Origin of the sequence: Streptomyces sp. NBC_01669 (assembly GCF_026339735.1) — a bacterium.
Taxonomy (GTDB): domain Bacteria; phylum Actinomycetota; class Actinomycetes; order Streptomycetales; family Streptomycetaceae; genus Streptomyces; species Streptomyces yanii.
This window is the reverse complement of record NZ_JAPEQG010000001.1, coordinates 510,713-531,525: the sequence shown is the minus strand read 5'-3', so window position 1 is coordinate 531,525 and position 20,813 is coordinate 510,713. Positions and strand designations below refer to the sequence as shown.

The 20,813-nt window shown below is 69.9% G+C and carries 16 protein-coding genes and 1 pseudogene; 11 read left to right on the top strand and 6 right to left on the bottom strand.

Annotation, left to right across the window (positions count from 1 at the left end; all coding sequences use genetic code 11):
- Positions 1-390: 390 nt before the first annotated feature.
- Positions 391-939, top strand: a pseudogene (locus OG972_RS02400) (SAM-dependent methyltransferase); the annotation flags it as partial.
- Positions 940-982: 43 nt separating this feature from the next.
- Here the strand turns inward: OG972_RS02400 and OG972_RS02395 are convergent.
- On the bottom strand, positions 983-2,638 hold the full coding sequence (locus OG972_RS02395) for an IS1182 family transposase (RefSeq protein WP_266978027.1): 1,656 nt from the start codon (positions 2,636-2,638) through the stop codon (positions 983-985).
- Positions 2,639-2,844: 206 nt separating this feature from the next.
- On the opposite strand from OG972_RS02395, the gene OG972_RS02390 reads away from it, so the two are divergent.
- Positions 2,845-3,069 carry a DUF2267 domain-containing protein gene (locus OG972_RS02390; RefSeq protein ID WP_323135944.1) on the top strand — a complete coding sequence of 75 codons (225 nt, stop codon included), beginning with the start codon at positions 2,845-2,847 and terminating at the stop codon, positions 3,067-3,069.
- 80 nt (positions 3,070-3,149) lie between these two features.
- Here the strand turns inward: OG972_RS02390 and OG972_RS02385 are convergent, their stop codons facing one another.
- Positions 3,150-3,551, bottom strand: coding sequence for a nuclear transport factor 2 family protein (locus OG972_RS02385; protein ID WP_266978026.1), 402 nt, complete (start codon positions 3,549-3,551; stop codon positions 3,150-3,152).
- Positions 3,552-3,607: 56 nt separating this feature from the next.
- Here OG972_RS02385 and OG972_RS02380 point away from each other — a divergent pair, with 56 nt between their 5' ends.
- Both OG972_RS02380 and OG972_RS02375 read left to right on the top strand, forming a co-directional pair.
- Positions 3,608-4,171: a PadR family transcriptional regulator gene (locus tag OG972_RS02380; protein WP_266978025.1), complete on the top strand. Its 564-nt coding sequence runs from the start codon at positions 3,608-3,610 to the stop codon at positions 4,169-4,171.
- A 369-nt stretch (positions 4,172-4,540) separates the two neighbouring features.
- On the top strand, positions 4,541-5,956 hold the full coding sequence (locus OG972_RS02375) for a DEAD/DEAH box helicase (protein ID WP_266978024.1): 1,416 nt from the start codon (positions 4,541-4,543) through the stop codon (positions 5,954-5,956).
- Between the two features lie 138 nt (positions 5,957-6,094).
- On the opposite strand, the gene OG972_RS02370 is transcribed toward OG972_RS02375, so the two are convergent.
- Together OG972_RS02370 and OG972_RS02365 are read right to left on the bottom strand one after the other, a co-directional pair.
- Positions 6,095-7,603, bottom strand: a complete 1,509-nt coding sequence (locus OG972_RS02370) for a glutamate synthase subunit beta (protein ID WP_266978023.1) — start codon at positions 7,601-7,603, stop codon at positions 6,095-6,097.
- Between the two features lie 336 nt (positions 7,604-7,939).
- Positions 7,940-8,389, bottom strand: a complete 450-nt coding sequence (locus OG972_RS02365) for a DUF2871 domain-containing protein (protein WP_266978022.1) — start codon at positions 8,387-8,389, stop codon at positions 7,940-7,942.
- A 321-nt stretch (positions 8,390-8,710) separates the two neighbouring features.
- On the opposite strand from OG972_RS02365, the gene OG972_RS02360 reads away from it, so the two are divergent.
- The gene (locus OG972_RS02360) at positions 8,711-10,459 is read left to right on the top strand and encodes a serine/threonine-protein kinase (protein ID WP_266978021.1); all 1,749 of its coding nucleotides are present in this window, start codon (positions 8,711-8,713) and stop codon (positions 10,457-10,459) included.
- A gap of 264 nt (positions 10,460-10,723) precedes the next feature.
- Here OG972_RS02360 and OG972_RS02355 read toward each other — a convergent pair whose 3' ends face one another.
- Positions 10,724-11,398, bottom strand: a complete 675-nt coding sequence (locus OG972_RS02355) for an SUMF1/EgtB/PvdO family nonheme iron enzyme (RefSeq protein WP_266978020.1) — start codon at positions 11,396-11,398, stop codon at positions 10,724-10,726.
- A gap of 488 nt (positions 11,399-11,886) precedes the next feature.
- Positions 11,887-13,707: a CdaR family transcriptional regulator gene (locus OG972_RS02350; protein ID WP_266978019.1), complete on the bottom strand. Its 1,821-nt coding sequence runs from the start codon at positions 13,705-13,707 to the stop codon at positions 11,887-11,889.
- Between the two features lie 247 nt (positions 13,708-13,954).
- On the opposite strand from OG972_RS02350, the gene dnaK reads away from it, so the two are divergent.
- From dnaK to trxA, 6 genes are read left to right on the top strand one after another with little or no spacing between them, the layout of a single operon-like run.
- Positions 13,955-15,847: a molecular chaperone DnaK gene (gene dnaK / locus OG972_RS02345; protein ID WP_266978018.1), complete on the top strand. Its 1,893-nt coding sequence runs from the start codon at positions 13,955-13,957 to the stop codon at positions 15,845-15,847.
- 9 nt (positions 15,848-15,856) lie between these two features.
- Positions 15,857-16,378, top strand: coding sequence for a nucleotide exchange factor GrpE (locus tag OG972_RS02340; RefSeq protein WP_266978017.1), 522 nt, complete (start codon positions 15,857-15,859; stop codon positions 16,376-16,378).
- A 6-nt stretch (positions 16,379-16,384) separates the two neighbouring features.
- Positions 16,385-17,353, top strand: a complete 969-nt coding sequence (locus OG972_RS02335) for a DnaJ C-terminal domain-containing protein (protein ID WP_266978016.1) — start codon at positions 16,385-16,387, stop codon at positions 17,351-17,353.
- The gene (locus OG972_RS02330) at positions 17,350-17,733 is read left to right on the top strand and encodes a chaperone modulator CbpM (RefSeq protein ID WP_266978015.1); all 384 of its coding nucleotides are present in this window, start codon (positions 17,350-17,352) and stop codon (positions 17,731-17,733) included. Before OG972_RS02335 ends, OG972_RS02330 begins: the two co-directional genes overlap by 4 nt.
- The gene (gene clpB / locus OG972_RS02325; RefSeq protein ID WP_266978014.1) at positions 17,724-20,351 is read left to right on the top strand and encodes an ATP-dependent chaperone ClpB; all 2,628 of its coding nucleotides are present in this window, start codon (positions 17,724-17,726) and stop codon (positions 20,349-20,351) included. The genes OG972_RS02330 and clpB overlap by 10 nt, the downstream gene beginning before the upstream one ends.
- Positions 20,348-20,803 carry a thioredoxin gene (gene trxA / locus OG972_RS02320; RefSeq protein ID WP_266978013.1) on the top strand — a complete coding sequence of 152 codons (456 nt, stop codon included), beginning with the start codon at positions 20,348-20,350 and terminating at the stop codon, positions 20,801-20,803. Before clpB ends, trxA begins: the two co-directional genes overlap by 4 nt.
- Positions 20,804-20,813 lie beyond the last annotated feature (10 nt).

Here is a 20,813-nt window from a genome sequence, read left to right as displayed (position 1 = left end):
CACCTCTGTCGCCGCCGATCCGCCAATCGGTTCTTCATAAGTGGAGTGACAATCTCTCACATCGATCTGAGGCACCGTCAACCGGACCCTTGAAGGACCTCATCGGCAGGTGGCGGCGCCCAGTTCATAGGTGCCAGGTGCGTGTTGTATGCTCGGCGGGAGAACGCCCGCGCAGGCGCCCGGGGATCCCTGGATGCGCCCTGCGCTTTCCGCACAGGCCGATTCGCACGGCAGCGATCCCGTGCCCGAGCCGCCGACCGAGCAGAGGCGAGGGTGAGGTCCGACCCGGTGCTCCGCCACTCGCGCTGACGGATGATTCTCGCGGGATGCTCGGAACCTTTCGGTGAGCGCGCTCGCTCACCATCTGCGTCCCCGCGAAGTGGTGTTCCTGTGAGCACCCCGGCGGGCTACTTCGACGACCTGTACCGGGCAAGGACGACCCCGGGCACCTGAAGGAGCGCTGGTATGAACAGCGCAAGTACGCACTGACCCTCGCCTCACTGCCCAGGCCCAAGTTACGGAGCGCTTTCGAACCCGCTTGTTCGGTAGACGAGTTGTCGCGTCTCCTGGCTCCGCGATGCGAGCGGCTGCTCGTTGTCGACCGGGTCGCCTCCGCCGTGGACACCGCCCGGCGTCATACCGCGGACCTCGGTCAGGTGGAGGTCGCCCGGCTCGTCGTTCCGGAGGAGTGGCCCGAGGAGCGCTTCGACCTCGTCGTACTCTCCGAATTGCTCTACTGCTTCGACGAGACCCGGCTGAATGATCTGCTGTCACGTACCACCGCCTCGCTCGAACGCCGGAGGGACCCTGGTCACGGTGCACTGGAACCACCCGGTGCCCGAGCATCTGTACACGGGCGCGCAGTTGGCGGAGCGGCTCGCTCGTGAGCCCGGACTTCTTCTGCGGGCCGATCACAGCGAAGAGGACTTCGTCCTCCAGGCCTTAACTGAGCGGCGTGACTCTGTTGGTGATCTTGTGGGGGTCAGGTGACGGCGGTGCAGAGGGCGTGGAAGTGGCTGGGTGCTCGCCGGGGGCGCGCAGGGTCGGCGATCCAGTCGGTGATGCGGGTGACGTTGCAGGCCAGGCCGGTCAGTACGTGCTGGACGTGCGTCTTTGGCAGGCCTCGGTAGCGGGTCCGGCGCAGGCCGCAGGTGCGGACGTTCTGGGAGAGGGTGGCTTCGATGCCGGCGCGGATCGCGTATCGGCGCTGCCAGTCTTCGGTGTGCTGGTCGAGGCGGTTGCGCTGCTGGATCTCGTGCAGTTCGCGGGTGGGCAGCAGCGCGAGCGAGCGCGGACCACTGACCGCCTTGGTGCACTGGGGGCGGACGGGGCAGGCCAGGCAGGTGGCCTTGTCGAACTTGACCTGGATGTAGTTGTGGCCGCTGATGTGCAGGGGACGCCACTCGCGGCTGACGGTGCCCTGGGGGCAGGTGGCCTGGCAGCGGTCCCAGTCGATGGCGAAGGCGGCCTTGTCGAAGCCGGCCCCGCTTTTGGCCTGGTGGCTGTGGTCGGGCACGACCGGGCCGAGCAGGGTGATGCTGTGCACCCGGTGAGCGCGTTCAATCTGCGCGGGGCTGATGTAGGCGGCGTCGACCGCGTGCTCGGCCGGGATGAGGCCGACCTGGGCCAGATCGTCGTGGATCTGGGCGGTGAGTTCGCCGTCCTGGACCGGGGCGATCGTGGTGGCCACGTGCACGACCACCTCCGGCAGGTCTGACGTGCACGTCTCGGTGAAGTGAGTGCGGTAGCCGGACCAGGCGGTGTCACGTTTGACGCAGTAGTGCGCGTCGGTGTCGTACGGGGAGTCGAACCGCAGCGATGCCGGAGGCAGCGCGTGGCCGTCGCGCCAGCGCAGCCGCCCGCGAGTATCCCAGAAGTAGTGGTGCACCCAGACCTGGCGCAGGATTTCCACCTGTGCCAACGCCCGGAGCCGGGGAGGGGCGTCGGCCGCCCACGCGGCGGCCAGGACCTTGTGTCCGTCCCGGCCGAAGGTCTCGGCCAGGGCGGTGACCCCGGCCTTCCCGCCGGGCACCTTGCCGATCTCGATCTTGCGCCCGTAGCGCTTGTCCCACTCCGGCTCGACCAGCGGCAGCAGCCAGTCCGGGTCCGCCTGGGCGAGCTGCTCGAGGGCGGCCCGCAGGCTCTCGCCGACCAGCTCCAGCCGGCTGAGCGTGCGCACCGCCGCGAGCACATGGGTCGCATCCGTGCGTTGCCGACCGCCGGATTTAAGCAGTCCGGCCTCGGTCAGCCGATGCAGCATCACCTGCAGCAGCCGGTCGGCCGCGTCGTCCTGGGCCAGCCTGGCCCGGAACTCGCACAGCACCGAGTGGTCGAAGCCGGGATCGTCCAACTCCAGGCCCAGGGCGTACTTCCAGTCGATCCTGGTGCGGACCGCGTTCGCGGCCGCGCGGTCCGACAGGTTCTCCGCGAACTGCAGCACCGACACCAGCGCCAACTGCCCCGGCGACAAGCCCGGCCGCCCGTCCTTCGGATACAGGTCCGCGAACTCATTATCCTCGAACACCACATCCAACCGGTCCCGCATCAGCATCGCCGGCGTGCCCTTCGGACACGCCGCCCACGCCGTCAACACCGTCCGCGTCGGAATCCGCTGGTAACTCCTGGCCTGTATGGACATCTCCGGCCCTCTCCCTGGAACCACCCCGCCCAACTCCAGCGAACCGCCGAACAGACGACCTGTCAGCATCCCTCACAAGATCACCAACAGAGTCGCGGCGTTGGCGCTAGCCGTGTCGCTGCCGGAGGGGCGACGGGACGGGTGGCGGCGTCGTCGGCCAGGGCCTGGCGGAGGTGTCCTGGGCAGGTGCGGGCAGCAGCGGGAAGATTGGTCCGGTCGGTGATCTTCCCGGCAAGCGTCAGCAGGTCGGCCGATTCGTACGTGCCACCGCGGCCTGGATCGAGGGCGCCACCGAACAGACCGCGAAGTGGGACGTCGGCGCCGTGCTCAGTGTCGTCGCGGACGCGGCCGGCGAAGGCCTCACCCGTCGCGTCCTGCTGCAGCTGCCCGCGGGCTACGAGCTCCTCTTCGGCTGCCCCGAGCCGACGTGAGCGTCGGCGCGGAACGGTGGGCCGAGTCGTACCCCGGGGCAGGAGCGGGAGTCCGATGGCGAGCGCATGGGCGCGCTCCTTCAGGCGCCCATGGCCTCCGTCGCCTCCCGGGTGATCCGCTCGAACTCGGCGCCCATGGCCGCCGCCAGTGCCTGCGCGGCCGACATGGGGCGAACCATCACCATGAAGTCGTCGATCTTGCCGTCCTCGTCGAAGTGCAGGAAATCGCAGCCGTTGATCTCCCGGTCGCCAACCTTCGCCTTGAAGACGAGGGCGTGGTCGCGGCCGTCGGCTCCCGCTATCTCCCGTACGTAATGGAAGTCGGTGAAGACTCGCGAGACGCCGCGCAGGATCGACGCGGTGATCGCCTTCCCGGGGTACGGCTTGAACGCCACAGGGCTGGTGAACACGACATTCTCGGCCAGCAGAGCCTCGATCGCGGCGTGGTCCACGGCCTCGACCGCCTTGCGGAAGGGGTGCATCCCGGCCACCTCTCATAGGCAAATAGTTGATTAGGTGCGGATGTTAGGCTGCTGCCATGGCATTGCGCAATGCGGTACTTGCGGCACTTCTGGACGGCGAGGCCTCCGGGTACGACCTGGCCAAGGGATTCGACGCCTCGGTGGCCAATTTCTGGATGGCGACGCCACAGCAGCTGTACCGGGAGCTCGACCGGATGGAGTCCGACGGCCTGATCGAGGCCCGGCTCGTCCAGCAGGTGCGACGTCCCAACAAGCGGCTGTTCTCCCTGACGGAGGCCGGGCGCCAGGCCCTGCGCGACTTCACCGCCGAGCTGCCCAGGCCCACGGCCATCCGCGACGAGCTGATGGTCAAGGTGCACGCCATGGACGAAGGCGACCCCGACGCCGTGCGCGCGGCCGTCACCGAGCGGCTGGAGTGGGCCAGGGCCAAGCTCGCCCGCTACGACCGGCTCCGCGACCGCCTGCTCGACGGGCGGACGGAGCAGGAGCACCTGGCCCACGCCGAGCGCATCGGCCCCTACCTCACCCTCATGCGGGGCCGGGCCTTCGAGCAGGAGAACGTCACATGGGCCGAGCAGGCCCTGCGCGCCCTGGAAGAGCGCACCGGCGTGTCCCGCTAGGTCCTCCGGACGTCGCGGGACCGCGAAGATCGGCCGGACAGGGGTCTACCGGTGGCGACGTCAGCGACGACCGGCGGAGCGGTCATCCCGGGCGCGCTGCCCGCCACACGCGGAAGCCCTGCGTGGCGGCGTCGAGCAGGCGGCCGGGGCGCGCGAGTGCGCCCGGCCCGTGCAACGGCTCGGATCCGTCGTCATTCCCCACGTCGCGCCGGTCCGCCGACGGCTGATCGAGGTGGCGCGCTCGCGGTGGGCCGGGCTGCTACCGTTGCTCGGATCCCATCATCTTCATTTGCCCGTTCTTGCGGTTTGCCGGCTTCTGCGCCTGCCGGGAATTCCTCGATACGTGCCGCACATCGAGGAAGGCTCGCCATGAAGCACCCAGCTCGCACGGACACCCCGCAGGACGAGTCCGCCCTGGCGGAGACGATCACCCCGGCCCTGCCGGCGGCCGCGTCGTTCGCCGATCTGGATCTTCCGCCCGCCCTGCTGAAGACGCTCACCGGGCTCGGCGTGAACCACCCGTTCCCGATCCAGGCGGCCACGCTGCCCAATTCCCTCGCGGGCCGGGACGTCCTGGGCCGGGGCCGCACCGGATCGGGCAAGACCCTCGCTTTCGGTCTGGCTCTGCTCACGCGGATCGCGGGCCGGCGTGCGGAGCCGAAGCGGCCGCTCGGACTGATCCTCGTACCGACCCGGGAGCTGGCCCAGCAGGTCGGCGAGGCGCTCACCCCGTACGCCCGGGAACTGAAACTGCGGATGGCCACGGTGGTCGGCGGCATTTCGATCGGCAGGCAGGCCGGCGAACTGCGGGCCGGGGCCGAGGTCGTCGTCGCGACTCCCGGACGCCTGCACGACCTCATCGAGCGCAAGGACTGTCGCCTGGACCGGGTGCGCATCACCGTCCTGGACGAGGCCGACCAGATGTGTGACATGGGCTTCCTGCCCCAGGTCACCGAACTGCTCGACCAGGTGCGCCCCGACGGCCAGCGGATGCTGTTCTCCGCCACCCTGGACCGCGACGTCGACCTCCTGGTCCGCCGCTACCTCCACGACCCGGTGGTCCACTCGGTCGACCCGTCGGCAGGAGCGGTCACGACGATGGAACACCATGTACTGACCGTCCACGGCGCCGACCGGTACGCCGTCACGACCGAGATCGCGGCCCGGGACGGACGGGTGCTCCTGTTCCTGGACACCAAGCACGCGGTCGACCAGTTGACCAAGCACCTGCGGGCCAGCGGTGTCCGCGCCGCCGCGCTGCACAGCGGCAAGTCCCAGCCCCAGCGCACGCGCACCCTCGCACAGTTCAAGAACGGTCAGGTCACCGCTCTCGTGGCCACTAATGTCGCCGCCCGGGGCCTGCACGTGGATGACCTCGACCTGGTGGTCAACGTCGATCCGCCCAGCGACCACAAGGACTATCTGCACCGGGCCGGGCGCACCGCCCGTGCCGGTGAATCCGGCAGCGTCGTCACCCTGGTCCTCTCGAATCAGCGCCGCGACATGAGCCGACTGATGGCCGACGCCGGCATTGCGCCGAAGATCACCAAGGTGCGCTCGGGCGAGGCGGAACTGAGCCGGATCACCGGTGCCCGTGCCCCGTCCGGCCTTCCTCTCGACGGTGGTCCTGCCGCGGCACGTCCCGCCGGCGGCCACGCCCCGTTCCGTGGCATGGGCACGGCCCGGGGTGAGTCCGGGCGCACCGCCGGCGGGTCCCGCCGCGGAGGCGAGGCCCGCAAGATGGCCGAGGCCCGCAAAGCCGCACGGGTGCGCCGCGGCTCGTAACGGCTCCGGGACCGGGGAGCGGACGGACGGCGGACAACGACCGGCTGAATGCGCGTGCAGAATCGGCGGAACATCGAGGCGTTCCGGCCGGCCCCGAGCCGCGTTCCGTGCCGACCGGCACGGCCACGCCGGAGGCGCTCATGCCGCCAGAGGCCTGTCCTCCGGCGCGATGGGGGCCGGCAGCACGGTGGAGCCACTCAGGTACCGGTCAGTCGCGGCTGCGGCGGACCGACCCTCCGCGATGGCCCACACCACAAGGGACTGGCCACGTCCTGCGTCACCGGCGATGAAGACCCCGTCCGTCCTGGTGGGGACCGTCCGCTCGGCCTGCTCGACCGTCTCGGCCGTGAAGGCGGAATTCCGGGCGAAGTTCCCCCGGTCGTCCAGGGTGAGCCCGAGCTGCTTCATGAGACCGGTGCCCCGTTCGGGACCGTAGAAGCCGAGGGCCAGCAGGACCAGGTCCGCCGGGATCAGGTGCTCGGTGCCCGGCCGTGGCCTTCTGACGACGGGTTCCACCTTCGCCAGGCGCAGTCCGCACACGTGGCCGGCCCTGTCCCCTTCGAAACGGAGGGTGGCGGAGGCGAAGACTCTCGGATCCGCGCCTTTCCGCCCCCGGGCCTCCTCATGGGCATGGGAGATCCGATATACCTTCGGATATGTGGGCCACGGCTCGGTGTCCCGCCGGGTCTCGCCGGGCTCCGGATTGATATCCAGCTGCACCACGGAGCTCGCGCCCTGGCGCAGGGCGGTGCCGAGACAGTCCGAGCCGGTGTCCCCGCCGCCGATGATCACGACGTGCTTGCCCTCGGCGGTGACGGGAGGCGAGACATAGTCACCCTCCCTCACCCGGTTCGCGAGGGTCAGGTAGTCCATGGCCTGATGAATGCCGTCCAGCTCGCGACCGGGGACGGGCAGATCACGTTGTCCCCTGGCTCCTATGGCAACGACCACCGCGTCATGGCGTCTTCTGAGCTCGGTGGCGTCGAGATCGCTGCCGACGTCCATACCCGTGCGGAACTTGGTTCCCTCGGCCCGCATCTGCTCGATGCGGCAGTTCAGATGGTGCTTCTCCATCTTGAACGCGGGGATCCCGTAGCGCAGCAGGCCGCCGATGCGGTCCGCCCGCTCGTAGACGACGACGGTGTGACCGATGCGGGTGAGCTGTTGCGCTGCCGCCAGTCCGGCGGGTCCGGAGCCGATGACGGCGACGGTCTTCCCGCTGAGCCGCTCGGGCGGTTGCGGTGTCGCGTACCCGCGCGCCCAGATCTGGTCGGCGATCGCCTGTTCGACGTTCTTGATCGTCACTGGATCGGCATTGATGGTGAGCACGCACGCGTCCTCGCACGGCGCCGGACACAGCCGCCCGGTGAACTCCGGGAAGTTGTTCGTTGCGTGCAGTCGCTCGGCGGCGGCCCGCCAGTCGGCCCGTGCCGCGTAGGCGTTCCATTCGGGGATGAGGTTTCCCAGCGGGCAGCCGTGGTGGCAGAACGGTATGCCGCAGTCCATGCAGCGTCCTGCTTGCTCGGACACGAGCGGAAGGCATGGCTGGCCCGCGTAGACCTCGTCCCAGTCGCTCAGCCGTTCATCGACGGGGCGTGCCGGGGCGGGCCGGCGGGGAACTTTGAGGAAGCCGAAAGGGTCGGTCATGCGCCGCCTCCGTCGCCCCTTGCGGTGTATCGGCGTTTCGGCCAGCCTACGCCTGCTTTCTACCGCTTTCATCGGCCTGTGGACTCCGGGACCCGTCCAGGCGGACTACCGCTTTCATCGGCCTGTGGACTCCGGGACCCGTCCAGGCGGACCTGCGCGGCTCCTGTGATCAGGTCGTCGGCCGAGAACTCTCCGGGCACCCGGTTCCCCTTGAGGCAGTCGAGGTGGTGCTGCCAGGGATTTGCCGAACGTGGCGGAGGCGCCACCCCGGTCTCGTCCGCTACCTCGTATCTCGCGTGCGAGGGCCTTCACGAGGGTCTCCCCGGCCTCGACGGCTCAGGTCGAGGTCTTCGCTGGCTCCGGCTCCGTGATCCCTGTCGTGGTGGCCTTGTCGAGACGCTTGCCGAGCAGGACGAACAGCAGGATGAGCCCAACCGTGAGCAGAGTGTGGCCCAGGCCGGCGATCCATGGCACGGCCTCGGGGACATGTTTGCCGAGCACTGTCTCGGTGCCGTGGACGCCCATCATGGTGACGGTGATCGCGATGCCCGCGTTGTAGAACCAGAAGAACGCGGTGAAGAGTTTCGTCCCGGACAGCTGGAACTGCTTGTCGAGGGCGAGGACGATGAGGAAGCCCAGCATGCCCAGGGCGAGCAAGTGGGTGTGCATGAGTGCCAGTTGCGTGTCGCCCCGAAAGTCGTGGGTCTTGGTGAACTCCCGGTGGAACAGGCCGGAGATCACTCCCAGAATCATGTAGATGTGTGCCGCTATGTACGACTTCCGCATCTCCGCGCCAGCCCCCCGCCGATCAAGTACCGCCCCGACGAGGGTCATTGAAGCATTCCAGGTGGTAGCTGTTGGCCGGTTCCGAGAGAACGCACAAAGCCGGGTCGAGTGGCCGTCGCCTGCCCCTGCAGTGTTCCGGGGGGTGTGCCGACCTCCCCGGCCCGGGCCGCAGCCCTGCTCGGCGCCGGGCTGCCGCGGTGGAAGCGTCGGAGCACCGCGCACCCGACGGCGGCCACTTCATCCCCCGCGGCAGGCGGAGACGGCTCGTCCTTCGATAGGGTGCCGTTCGACAGTGACTATCCGTGGGGGAGACCTAGGCTGATGAGTGGTCAGCAGCAGGACCGGAGCAGTTCCTCTCAGGTTTTCCAGCCGCTCGGGGGAGACGACCCGACCACCATCGCCGGATACCGGCTGGCCGCCAAGCTCGGCGCGGGCGGCATGGGCAAGGTGTATCTGTCGTACACGCCCGGCGGGCGGCCGGTGGCGATCAAGGTGATCCGCCCCGAATTCGGGGAGGACCCCGAGTTCCGGCGACGGTTCGCCCAGGAGGTCCAGTCTGCGCAGCGGGTGCAGGGCTTGTTCACCGCGCCCGTGATCGACGCCGACACCGACGGTGCGCAGCCCTGGCTGGCCACCGCGTACGTACCGGGCCCGTCGCTCGCCGATGCGGTCGTCGCGCATGGGGCGCTGCCTGTCGAGACGGTACTGCTGCTGATCGCCGGCATGGCCGAGGCCCTGCACGTCATCCACGGCGCGGGCATCGTGCACCGCGATCTCAAGCCGTCCAATGTGTTGCTCGCCGCGGACGGGCCGCGCGTCATCGACTTCGGTATCGCCTACGCCGCCGACGCGACCTCCCTCACCGGCAGCGGCGTGACCATCGGCACCCCCTCGTTCATGGCCCCCGAGCAGGCCGCGGGGCGCAGGGTGACCTCGGCCACCGACATCTTCGCGCTCGGCCAGGTCGCGGCGTACGCGGCAACGGGAACGCCCGCCTTCGGCGAGGGGACCTCGCACGGCGTGCTCTACCGGATCGTCCACGAGGAGCCCGACCTCACCGCCGTCCCGGAACGACTGACCGAGCTGGTCACCCGCTGCCTCGCCAAGGACCCCGAGGCCAGGCCGTCGATCACCGAGGTCATCGCGCTCTGCCAGTCCGCGAACGCGGAGACGGTGCTGCGCCGTCCCGAGCACTGGCTGCCGGGCGCGGTCGCCGCCGACATCACCGTGCGTACGGCGGCCCCCGCCCCGGTCCAGACCCCGCCGCCGCCGGCCTCCCTGCCGTCCGCCGCCTACTCGCCCACCACGCCGGCCACCCCGCCCCCGGGTTACGGACCGCCCGCCCGGCAGCCGGCCCCTCAGCAGTACGCCACGCCTGTCCGGGCGCAGGCCTACGCCTACGCCTACGCCCCTACCCAGGTGCCGACGCACGCGCAGGTATACCCCGGACCCTCCATGCACCCGGCGGCCCGGCCGCCGAAGCGGGCGGGCAAGCGGGGCGCGGTCATCGCCCTCGCCGCCGCGCTGGTCTTCGGTATCGGGGGTGGCGGCGCGGCGTACCTCCTGCTCAAGAACGAGGGGCAGGAGACGCAGGGCAGCGGACCGTCGAAGGGTGAGCAGACGGACAGCGGGGACCGGACGGCCGATCCGAAGCCCGCCCCGAAGCCCGACCCGAAGCCCGCCGTCTACAAGGGCATCAACCTCACAGCCGGCTACCACCTGACGCTCGGGGACGACGACGTCCGGCCCCAGGAGGGCGAGGACGGCGGGTACGAACTCTCCTACGACACCGGCGGATACCTCGACGCGGAAACCCAGGACGGGAACCTGGTGCTGCTCGATCCGGGGCAGGAGGGATCGCTCGCTGCCTGCCGCGCGGACACCCGGTTCACCAAGAACCTCTATCTGAACAAGCTCTCGAAGGGGCGGCAGGTCTGCGTCACCACAGGTACGGGACACATGGGTCTGTTGACGGTCCAGGGCTTCTCGGCCGAGGGCTCGCCCAGCACATACATGACTCTGGACGTGACCGTCTGGCGCAACGCCGTCGGTACCGACTCGGGCAGTTGAACCTCCGCCAAGTGGCACGTACTCCCTTGACAGGAGGCGTGCGACGGTGTCGGCATCCCGAGCCGGTTCACCGCCGCGGAGATGCCGGGGGAGGTCAGGGCTGTGCGGTCGAGCCGGTCCTCGGGTCTGCGCGGCCCGGTCCAGGCGGCCGCAGCCGCGCCCACGTCCTCGGCCGGACACAGCAGGCGGCCTACCGCATGGATCGGCGTCGATGCACCACTGTGCCGGTCCTGCGGGCGAAGCAGTCGCTGCACATGACGCACGTCAGCGCAGCACGGAACGCGCGATGCGGAATCCTACGTCGTCGATCCGGAAGGTCGGGTGGCTGCGGCGCCGCACCGAGGCCCGGCAGCTCCAGTGCTCGTCGAACCAGCCACCGCCACGTAGGACCCGATAGCTGCCGTAGACCTCGGCATCGTAGATGTCCCAGCACCACTCCCACACGTTGCCCAACATGTCGTACATGCCCCACGCGTTGGGCTGCTTGCCACCCACGTCGTGAATCCGCTCGCGGGAGTTGCCGCGGTGCCAGGCGATCTCGTCGAGCTGCCCGTACCGCGCGTCGGCCGTACCGGCACGACATGCGTGTTCCCACTCGGCCTCGGTCGGCAGCCGGTACCCGTCGGCAGTTGCGTCCCAATCGATGCCCTCGACGTCAGTGCGGAGGCGATAGGCGGCTGCCAACCCCTCTTGCTCGGAAAGGGCGTTGCAGAATCGGACCGCGTCCCACCAGGACACGCCTTCGACGGGCAACCGGTCGCCTTGCGCGCTGCTCGGGCGCTGACCGGTGACCTGCGCATAGTGCGCCTGAGTGATCGGGAACGCCGCCAACCGATAGGGCGCGAGCTCGGTCGACCAGCGCCGCTGCGTTCGCCGGTCCGACAGCGTCACCCGCCCCGGCGGAACGGCGATCAACTCGATTCCTGCGTTCATGTCCATAAGCAGGCGATCATACTGAGGTGTGATCGTCGTTGCCGCGGAGCTGCCCGCGGGTTGAGCTGCGGAATTTCGGGAACCGATGATGGCCGACACCGGCCTTGCCGGGTAAGGGACTTCAGCTGGACGGCGCACGGCCGTGGGCGGTCGTGCGGCACAGCAACACCTTCCGTCGGCCGCCCGTGCTGTGGTTGGAAGAACTCGCCGGGCCCGGACATCGCGTTGTAGCGCGCCACGACCGGGGTCGCGCAGCATCGAGAACGGCGTCAACCGCTCGGTCTGCTGCGGCACCGATCCGGACGCGCGACAGGCGGCTGCCTGCGACGTCGCTCGCACATCTGCGGCTCGTTCCCCCTGATCACAGCCGGAGACGAGCCGCAGAAGCATCGGCTCCGGAACGTCTGTGACGTGGGGCGGGCTCCGGAGCGGACACGACGCGGCACCACACCGACAAGCGACGGCAGATTGGTGCCCCTCGCACCTGAGGGCAGTCAAAGGGATGTCGAACGAGGCGATGTTCGTGCCGTTCCTGGTTTGCCGAGAACGTTGCGGATGCGAGTGGCCACGTGCAGGTTGAGCCGGGTCTCGACATCGCTGAGATCGTGGTCGGTGATCTCGCGGATGCGCCGGAGACGGTAGCGCACGGTGCTTCGGTGGATCTGGAGAACGTCGGCGGTGGTGTCGTAGCTGCCGCCGCTCTCCAGGTAGCGCGAGAGCGTGGTGACCAAGTCGGTGTGGTGTCGGGCGTCGTACTCCAGAAGAGCTCCGAGCCATTCCCTGACGAAACGGTCGGTCTCCCGTTCGCCGTCCCCGGTTCCCATCATGCGGCAGATGCCGATGTCCTCGAAGCTGGTGCTGCCGTGCGGTTCCGGAGATCTGCGCCGTACGGTGAGAGCACGGACGGCCCCGTCGTAGGAGTGCGGCAGATCGGTGAAGAGGTCGCAGCGGCTGCCGATGCCGACGGCCCCGGTCGCCGTGCCGAGGTCCTGCGCCACGGCTCGGTACAAGGCATCCCCGGGATCGGGACCCGCCACCAGGACGACGGTGGTGGTCCCGCGGGCACCGATGAGCACATCCAGTCCCAGGCGCTCGGCCGCCCGCGCGACGGCGTCGTCCAGCGTCACCTCCTCCGCTGCTCCGTCCCACTGCAGCACGGCGATGCGGTGCGGCCCGTGAAGGTCGTGACCGAGGGCGGCCGCATGGACGAACACGCCGTCGGTCGCCTCACCGGAGATCAGCCTTTCGACCAGGTCGTGGCGCAGCCTCGGCTCCAGCTCGGCGAGAGCGCGCTCGTGGGAGAGCTCGGGGGCCAGGGCCAGGCCCGTCTCCTCCAGCGCCGCGGTGTCCAGCTTCCCCGCCCGCCGGTCGGGATCCACCAGGGCGACCAGTCCGAGCAGGTCGCCCGCCGCCTCGATGGGGACGACCAGTCGGTCCCGGTCGCGGACGGCGCCCTGCCGGCGCCGCACCTGCCGCAGCAACTCGTCCCGGGGCCGGTTCGCCGATCCGGGGCGCGATCCGTCGCGGCCGGGGCCTGCCCACGCCCGCAGATTGCCGAAGGGGTCCTCGGTCAGTGCGGAGAATCCCGTGTGATCGTGCAGGGCCCGGAGCATCCCCTGTTCACCCTTGCCGGACGCCCCTACACGGGTGAGGGCTCGGTGAAAGGCGTTCTGGTACGAAAGGGCGGACACGGTGGCGCTGAGATCGACCCCCGGTCCGGGTTCCTCCGCAGTCGGCCACTGTTCCTTCTCGGCGCGGGCGGGCTTCTCCCAGGGCCGGCCCAGTCCCGCGAGTGCGGCTGCGGCCTGCCGGGCGAGCAGTTCGGCGTCGGCGGTCTCCTCGGCCGAGGGAGTGTCCAGTATGCGAACGACGAGGTAGCCGAGACATCGATCGCGGTGGCGCAGCGCCAATGCCCACAGGCAATGGCCGTCCTGGTCGTCCCAGCGCCCGCTGCGGCCCTCCAGCGCAGCGATCCATCGGTCGACGCCGTCGGCGGCTGTCGGTTCGTCGTCCGTCACGGCGGGCTCGGCCGCCGTGGCGTTCACCGCCACGATGCCCGGCGGGGAATGACCGGGGCCGGCCGTGGAACACCGGCGACACCGCTGCGCGACGCCGTGGTGAGCTGCATAGGCCGCTTCTGCCGCGAACGGCCCGGTGACGGCGATCGCCGCCATGGCCGCCCACACCACCTCACGGTCGTCGGTGGCGTCGAACATCGCCGTCGTGAGACGGAGGAACGTGTGCCGGCCGGCCCAGCGCTGCGGGATCGGGCGTACACCACACACCGTCGATGATCCGGAGCGGACAGCATCCATCGGAGATCCATTCGTGTCTCGACACAGCAGCTCTCCGCCTTTCACGCTACGCCGTCCGACGCAGGCTCTCAGCCGGCCCTGCGGACGCCCTGACCTCACGGGACGGGCGGGCCTGCCCGGATTGGTCCTGCCGGGGCAGGGAAACGGGTGCGCCACCGCGCCACCCTTTCCCCATGTGGGGCCGCGAGCGGGATCGTGATCCCGGCAGCCGCGGCGTTCGGTCAGTGCCGCGACGGAGGAGAATCCCATGGCCAAGGCAGTAGGCATCGACCTCGGTACCACCAACTCGGTCATCGCGGTCTGGGAGGGCGGTGAGCCCGCCGTGATCCCGAATGCCGAGGGAGCCAGGACCACCCCCTCGGTGGTCGCCTTCTCCGACACCGGCGAGCGCCTGGTCGGACAGCTGGCACGCCGGCAGTCGATCCTCAACCCCAAGGGCACCATCACCTCCTCGAAGCGGTTCATCGGACGTCGCTTCGACGAGGTCCCCGAGGAGGCCAAGGCGGTCTCCTTCGACGTGGTCGAGGGACCGGGCGGGGTGGCCCGCTTCGAGGTGCACGGCAAGCAGTACGCGCCGGAGGAGATCAGCGCGCAGGTGCTGCGCAAGCTGGCCGAGGACGCGGGGAGGTCACTCGGCGAGCGGGTGACAGAGGCTGTCATCACCGTACCCGCCTATTTCAACGACGCTCAGCGACAGGCCACGAAGGACGCGGGAAAGATCGCCGGTCTGGAAGTTCTGCGGATCATCAACGAGCCGACCGCCGCAGCCCTGGCCTACGGTCTGGACAAGAAGGGCCATGAGACGGTCCTGGTCTTCGACCTCGGCGGTGGCACCTTCGATGTCAGCATCCTCGACGTCGGCGACGGTGTGGTGGAGGTTCGGTCCACGGCCGGCGACTCCCACCTGGGCGGCGACGACTTCGACCGCCGACTGGTGGACCATCTGGCGGACGCGTTCCAGAAGACCGAGGGCATCGACCTGCGCAAGGACCCGCAGGCTCTGCAGCGCCTGTTCGAGGCGGCCGAGAAGGCGAAGACCGAACTGAGTTCGGTCACCCAGACCCAGGTGAGTCTGCCGTTCGTCACGGCGGATGCCTCCGGGCCCAAACACCTCACCGAGACCGTCCGCCGCTCCACCTTCGACCAGATCACTGCGGATCTGGTGGAGCGCTGCCTGGCCCCGGTCAAGCAGGCGATGGGCGACGCGAAGATCAGTGACAACGACATCGACGAGGTCATCCTGGTCGGCGGCTCGACGCGTATGCCGGCCGTGCAGGCTCTGGTACGACGCCTGACCGGCGGCAAGGACCCCAACATGAGCGTCAATCCGGACGAGGTGGTGGCGCTGGGCGCCGCTGTTCAGGCCGGGGTGCTCAAGGGCGAGGTCAAGGACGTCCTCCTGCTGGACGTCACTCCGCTCTCGCTGGGCGTGGAGACCGCGGGCGGCGTCATGACGAAGATCATCGAGCGGAACACCACCATCCCCGCCCGACGGTCCGAGGTCTTCTCCACGGCCGAGGACAACCAGCCGGCCGTCGACATCGTGGTGCTCCAGGGCGAACGCGAACTGGCTGCCGACAACAGGGTGCTGGGCCGCTTCAGGCTGGAGAACCTCAGGCCCGCCCCCCGCGGGCAGACCCAGATCGAAGTCACCTTCGACATCGACGCCAACGGCATCCTCAAGGTCAGCGCCAAGGACAAGGACACCGGCGCCGAACAGTCGATCACGATCAGCGAGGGATCCAACCTCGACCAGGCCGAGGTCGATCGGATGATCGAGGAGGCCGAGCGCAACCGCACCGCCGACCAGGCACTGCGCCAGGCCGTCGACGCCCGTAACGAACTCGACGCCGCCGCGTACCAGGTGGAGCGCCGGCTGGAAGAACTCGGTGACGCCGCGCCACAGCACGAGCGCGCCCGCGCCGAAATGGTCATCGAGGAGGCGCGTACCGCCGTCAAGGAGGAGGCGCCCGTGGACCGCGCCCGCGCCGTCACCTCCGAACTCCAGCAGATCTACGCCGCACTGGCCACCCACTCCGCCGCGGCGGCACAGACCGCGGACCAGGGCGCAACGTCCGCCTCGGGCCGGCCGTCCGGTGGCGACGACGACGTCATCGACGCCGAGTTCGACCGGGGCTGAGGTGACGTCATGTCGGAACATGACCAGACACCTCCCGCCGAGGACGCAGTTCGGACGGAGCATCCGCAGGAGGAGACACCCGCACCGCAGGGCCCGTCGGCCCTCGAGGCCGAGGAGTTGGAGGACCGGTGGCGGCGAGCCCTCGCCGATCTGGACAACCTCCGCAAGCGGTACGCCCGCGACCGCCCCCGGGAGCTGGAGGCGGAACGAGCCAGGGCCACGGCCGCCTGGCTCCCGGTCGTCGACAACCTCGAACTGGCCCTCGCCCACGCCGACGCGGACCCCGAGACGATCGTCCGCGGTGTGCAGGCGGTACGCGATCAGGCCCTGGACGTCCTGAGAGGCCTCGGCTATCCGCGCCACGACGAGACCGGTGTCCCCTTCGATCCCGTGCTGCACGAGGTGGTCACCGTGGTCGAGGACCCGGACACCGCCCCGGGCACCGTCGTCCAGGTGCTGCGCCCCGGCTACGGCGACCCCGACCGCCAACTGCGACCGGCGGCGGTAGCGGTCAGCCGCAAGCAGGAGTAAGCCGCCATGGCACGCGACTACTACGAGGTGCTGGGCGTCCCCCGGACCGCCGACGCGGCCGAGATCCAGCAGGCATTCCGCACCCTGGCCCGCCGTCACCACCCGGATGTCAACAAGGATCCGGCCGCCGAGGAGCGCTTCAAGGAGATCAACGAGGCGTACGGAGTCCTCTCCGACCCCGATACCCGGGCCAGGTACGACCGGTTCGGCGCCGACTTCCGGCAGATCCCGGAGGACTACGACGAGCGGGTTGCGGCAGCACAAGGCTTCCGCGGCGCCGGAGCGTACCGCGGCGGACCCTTCCAGGGGGGCCGGGGCGCGGGCCGCGGAGGCGCCCGGGTCTGGACGGAAGGGGACTTCGACACCGCAGGCTTCGACTTCGAGGACCTCTTCGGGGGTGTGTTCGGCGGCCGGGCGGGCCGCGGGCCAGGGCCGGTACCCGGTGCCGACCAGGAGGCCGAGCTCACCCTCACCGTGGAAGAGGCCTACCGCGGTGGTCGGCGGAAGATCACTCTGGGTGGCCCCGGCGGGGAGCGCAGCTACGACGTGAACATCCCCGCGGGTGTCGTCGACGGGCAGCGCATCCGGCTTGCGGGGGAGGGGGGCCGGGGCCGCGGCCAAGGCGCCGCGGGGGACCTCTACCTCGTGGTCAGTGTCGCCCCTCACCCCCGGTACCGGCTCACCGGCCGCGACATCCACGTCGATCTGCCGGTCACACCCTGGGAGGCCGTCCTGGGGGCGACCGTGCCGGTCACCGGCCCCGGCGGCACCGCCAAGGTCCACGTCCCCCCGGGTACCTCCACCGGCCGGCGGCTGCGGCTGCGCGGGGAGGGGATGCCCCACCCCAAGGGCTCGGCCGGTGACCTCTACGCCGAGATCCAGGTGATGGTGCCCTCGTCGCCGAGTCCGCGCGAACGCGAGTTGTTCGGGGAACTGGCCGGGGCCTCGACCTTCGACCCGAGGAAGCAGGCATGAGTGACGATCAGCGTTCTCCCGGCGAAGACGCCGCACACGGCCGTGCCGTCGCCCAGTATCCCCTGGTCCGGATCTGCCGGATCACTCCCTACGAGCTGTCCCTGGCCGGTGTCGCGCGACGCAGCGGTCTCTCGCCCGACCTGGTCCGCTGTTTCGTAGCCCTCGGGCTGCTGGACGCCGAGCGGGACGCCCACGGGCGACTGTGGTTCCGTACCACCGCTCCGTCGGCCATCGCCCGCGTGCAGCGACTGCGGGCCGGTTTGTCGCTCAACTACGCGGCCGTCGGGGTCGTGCTGGACCTGCTCGACCGTATCGATCATCTGGAGAGGGCGCTGCGGCGCAGCCGACGAGCCGCCGAGGAGCGAACGCAATGGACATGAACCGCCTCACGCAGAAGTCCCAGGAAGCGCTGCAGGAAGCGCAGAGCGTGGCGGTGCGGCTCGGCCGGAACGAGGTCGACGGTGAGCATCTGCTCCTGGCGTTGCTCGATCAGCAGGACGGCCTGACGACCCGGCTGCTCGCCGGCGCCGGCGCCGACCCGGCCGCGCTGCGGGGCGCCGTCGAAGCCGATCTCGCCAAGCGCCCGCGCACCACCGGACCGGGCGCCGCCCCCGGCCAGGTGATGGTCACCCAGCGCCTCGCCCGATTGCTCGACACGGCGGAGCAGGAGGCCAAACGCCTCAAGGACGAATACGTCTCGACCGAGCACCTGGTTCTGGCCCTGGTGGACGAGGGCCCGGCCACCGCCGCCGGCCGACGGCTCGCCGAACAGGGCGTCACCAAGGACACCTTCCTCGGCGCCCTCACCCAGGTGCGTGGCCACCAGAGGGTTACGTCCGCCAACCCGGAAGCCGCCTACGAGGCTCTGGAGAAGTACGGCCGCGACTTGGTCGTGGAGGCCCGCACCGGTCGGCTCGACCCGGTGATCGGCCGGGACGCAGAGATCCGGCGGGTGATCCAGATCCTCAGCCGCAAGACCAAGAACAACCCCGTTCTGATCGGCGAACCCGGCGTCGGCAAGACCGCCATCGTCGAGGGTCTGGCCCAACGGATCGTGCGCGGTGACGTACCGGAGGGGTTGCGGGACAAGACGGTGTTCTCGCTCGACATGGGCTCGCTGGTGGCCGGAGCCAAATACCGCGGCGAGTTCGAGGAACGCCTCAAGGCCGTCCTGGCGGAGGTCAAGGGTGCCGAGGGCTCGATCCTGCTCTTCGTCGACGAACTGCACACCGTCGTCGGTGCCGGCGCCGCCGAGGGCGCCATGGACGCGGGCAACATGCTCAAGCCGATGCTGGCCCGCGGCGAGCTGCACATGATCGGCGCCACCACGCTGGAGGAGTACCGCAAGCACGTCGAGTCCGATGCCGCCCTGGAACGCCGTTTCCAGACCGTCCTCGTGGACGAGCCGACCGTCGAGGACGCGATCTCCATCCTGCGTGGGATCCGCGAACGCCTGGAGATCTTCCACGGTGTCAAGATCCAGGACGGCGCTCTGGTCGCCGCCGCCACCCTCAGCCACCGCTACATCAGCGACCGCTTCCTCCCCGACAAGGCCATCGACCTGGTCGACGAGGCGTGCGCGCGGCTGCGCACCGAGATCGACTCCATGCCGGCCGAACTCGACGAACTCACCCGTCGGGTGACCCGGCTGGAGATCGAGGAGGCGGCCCTGGCCGAGGAGACCGACCCGGCAAGCCGTGCCCGTCTGGACGACCTGCGCCGTGAACTGGCCGACCTGCGGGGCGAGGCGGACGCCAAACATGCCCAGTGGGAGGCCGAACGCCAGGCCATCCGCCGCGTCCAGGAACTGCGTCAGGAACTGGAACGCGCCCGGCAGGAGGCCGAGGAGGCCGAACGCGCCTACGACCTGAGCCGCGCCGCCCAGCTGCGCTACGGCACCATCAGCGAGCTCGAACGCCGCCTTGCCGCCGAAGAGGAGCAACTCGCCGTCAAACAGGGCGAGACACGGCTGCTGCGCGAGGTGGTCACCGCCGAGGAGATCGCCGAGATCGTCTCCGCCTGGACCGGCATCCCCGTCACCCGGCTCCAGGAAGGCGAACGGCAGAAACTGCTGCGCCTGGACGAGATCCTGCGCGAGCGGGTCATCGGCCAGGACGAGGCCGTACAACTGGTCGCCGACGCGGTGATCCGGGCTCGTTCCGGAGTGCGCGACCCGCGCCGGCCGATCGGCTCGTTCATCTTCCTGGGCCCCACGGGCGTCGGTAAGACCGAGCTGGCCAAGACCCTCGCCGCCGCACTCTTCGACAGCGAGAGCAACATGATCCGCCTCGACATGAGCGAGTACCAGGAGAGGCACACCGTGAGCCGCCTCGTCGGCGCACCCCCTGGATACGTCGGTTACGAGGAGGGCGGCCAGCTCACCGAGGCGGTGCGCCGCAAGCCGTACTCCGTCGTCCTCTTCGACGAGATCGAGAAGGCCCACACCGACGTCTTCAACACACTGCTCCAGGTCCTGGACGACGGCAGGATCACCGACGCCCAGGGTCGAACCGTCGACTTCCGCAACACAGTCGTCATCATGACCTCGAACCTCGGATCCCCGTACCTGCTCGAGGACGCCACCGACGCCGGCGAGATCAAGCCCGAGGTACGGGAACTCGTGATGGGCGAGCTCAACAGCCACTTCCGCCCCGAATTCCTCAACCGTGTCGACGACATCGTCCTGTTCCACCCGCTCGGCCTGGCGCAGATCGAACGCATCGTCGATCTGCTCCTCGACGAGCTGCGCCGCCGCCTCGCCGACCAGCGCATCTCCCTCGTCCTCACCGAACCGGCCCGCCACCTCATCGCCGCCGAAGGCTACGACCCGGTCTACGGCGCCCGTCCGCTGCGCCGCTTCATCTCCCACGAGGTCGAGACCAGGATCGGCCGCGCGCTGCTCAGCGGCGAGGCGACCGAGGGCGTGACGATCCTGGTCGACGCCCAGGACGACGAACTGACCTTCACCCTCCAGGACGAGCCGCAGGAGTCGTCATGAGGGCCTCCCCGGTCAGTCGCACCGTCCGCTGCGGCACCTGCGGCAGGACCAACCGTGTGCCCGCCGCCGCACAGGGCCGCCCCCGGTGCGGCAACTGCCGAGCTCCGCTGCCCTGGATCGCCGAAGCGGGGGACTCCGACTTCGGCATCGTCGCCGAGCAGGCCGGTCTGCCGGTCCTCGTCGATCTCTGGGCCACCTGGTGCGGCCCGTGCCGGATGGTCAGCCCCGCTCTGGAGAAGGTCGCCAACGACCTGGCCGGCCGGATCAAACTCGTGAAGGTCGACCTCGACAAGTCACCGGCGCTCGCCCGGCGCTTCGAGGTCCAGGCCGTCCCCACCCTGCTGGTCCTCGACCGGGGCCGGACCGTCGCCCGCCAGGCCGGCGCGGCGTCGGCCCCGGTGCTGCGCCAGTGCGTGGAGCAGGCACTGACGGACAGCGCCCAGCCCGCCTGACCGACTCTGG

What these genes read in the sequence shown, in the direction of transcription:
- clpB (WP_266978014.1), top strand. Translation starts at nt 17,724, where the DNA reads ATGGACATGAACCGCCTCACGCAGAAGTCCCAGGAAGCGCTGCAGGAA.
- OG972_RS02365 (WP_266978022.1), bottom strand. Translation starts at nt 8,389, where the DNA reads ATGCGGAAGTCGTACATAGCGGCACACATCTACATGATTCTGGGAGTG.
- trxA (WP_266978013.1), top strand. Translation starts at nt 20,348, where the DNA reads ATGAGGGCCTCCCCGGTCAGTCGCACCGTCCGCTGCGGCACCTGCGGC.
- OG972_RS02370 (WP_266978023.1), bottom strand. Translation starts at nt 7,603, where the DNA reads ATGACCGACCCTTTCGGCTTCCTCAAAGTTCCCCGCCGGCCCGCCCCG.
- OG972_RS02355 (WP_266978020.1), bottom strand. Translation starts at nt 11,398, where the DNA reads ATGGACATGAACGCAGGAATCGAGTTGATCGCCGTTCCGCCGGGGCGG.
- dnaK (WP_266978018.1), top strand. Translation starts at nt 13,955, where the DNA reads ATGGCCAAGGCAGTAGGCATCGACCTCGGTACCACCAACTCGGTCATC.
- OG972_RS02360 (WP_266978021.1), top strand. Translation starts at nt 8,711, where the DNA reads ATGAGTGGTCAGCAGCAGGACCGGAGCAGTTCCTCTCAGGTTTTCCAG.
- OG972_RS02375 (WP_266978024.1), top strand. Translation starts at nt 4,541, where the DNA reads ATGAAGCACCCAGCTCGCACGGACACCCCGCAGGACGAGTCCGCCCTG.
- OG972_RS02335 (WP_266978016.1), top strand. Translation starts at nt 16,385, where the DNA reads ATGGCACGCGACTACTACGAGGTGCTGGGCGTCCCCCGGACCGCCGAC.
- OG972_RS02395 (WP_266978027.1), bottom strand. Translation starts at nt 2,638, where the DNA reads ATGTCCATACAGGCCAGGAGTTACCAGCGGATTCCGACGCGGACGGTG.
- OG972_RS02350 (WP_266978019.1), bottom strand. Translation starts at nt 13,707, where the DNA reads ATGGATGCTGTCCGCTCCGGATCATCGACGGTGTGTGGTGTACGCCCG.
- OG972_RS02385 (WP_266978026.1), bottom strand. Translation starts at nt 3,551, where the DNA reads ATGCACCCCTTCCGCAAGGCGGTCGAGGCCGTGGACCACGCCGCGATC.
- OG972_RS02340 (WP_266978017.1), top strand. Translation starts at nt 15,857, where the DNA reads ATGTCGGAACATGACCAGACACCTCCCGCCGAGGACGCAGTTCGGACG.
- OG972_RS02380 (WP_266978025.1), top strand. Translation starts at nt 3,608, where the DNA reads ATGGCATTGCGCAATGCGGTACTTGCGGCACTTCTGGACGGCGAGGCC.
- OG972_RS02330 (WP_266978015.1), top strand. Translation starts at nt 17,350, where the DNA reads ATGAGTGACGATCAGCGTTCTCCCGGCGAAGACGCCGCACACGGCCGT.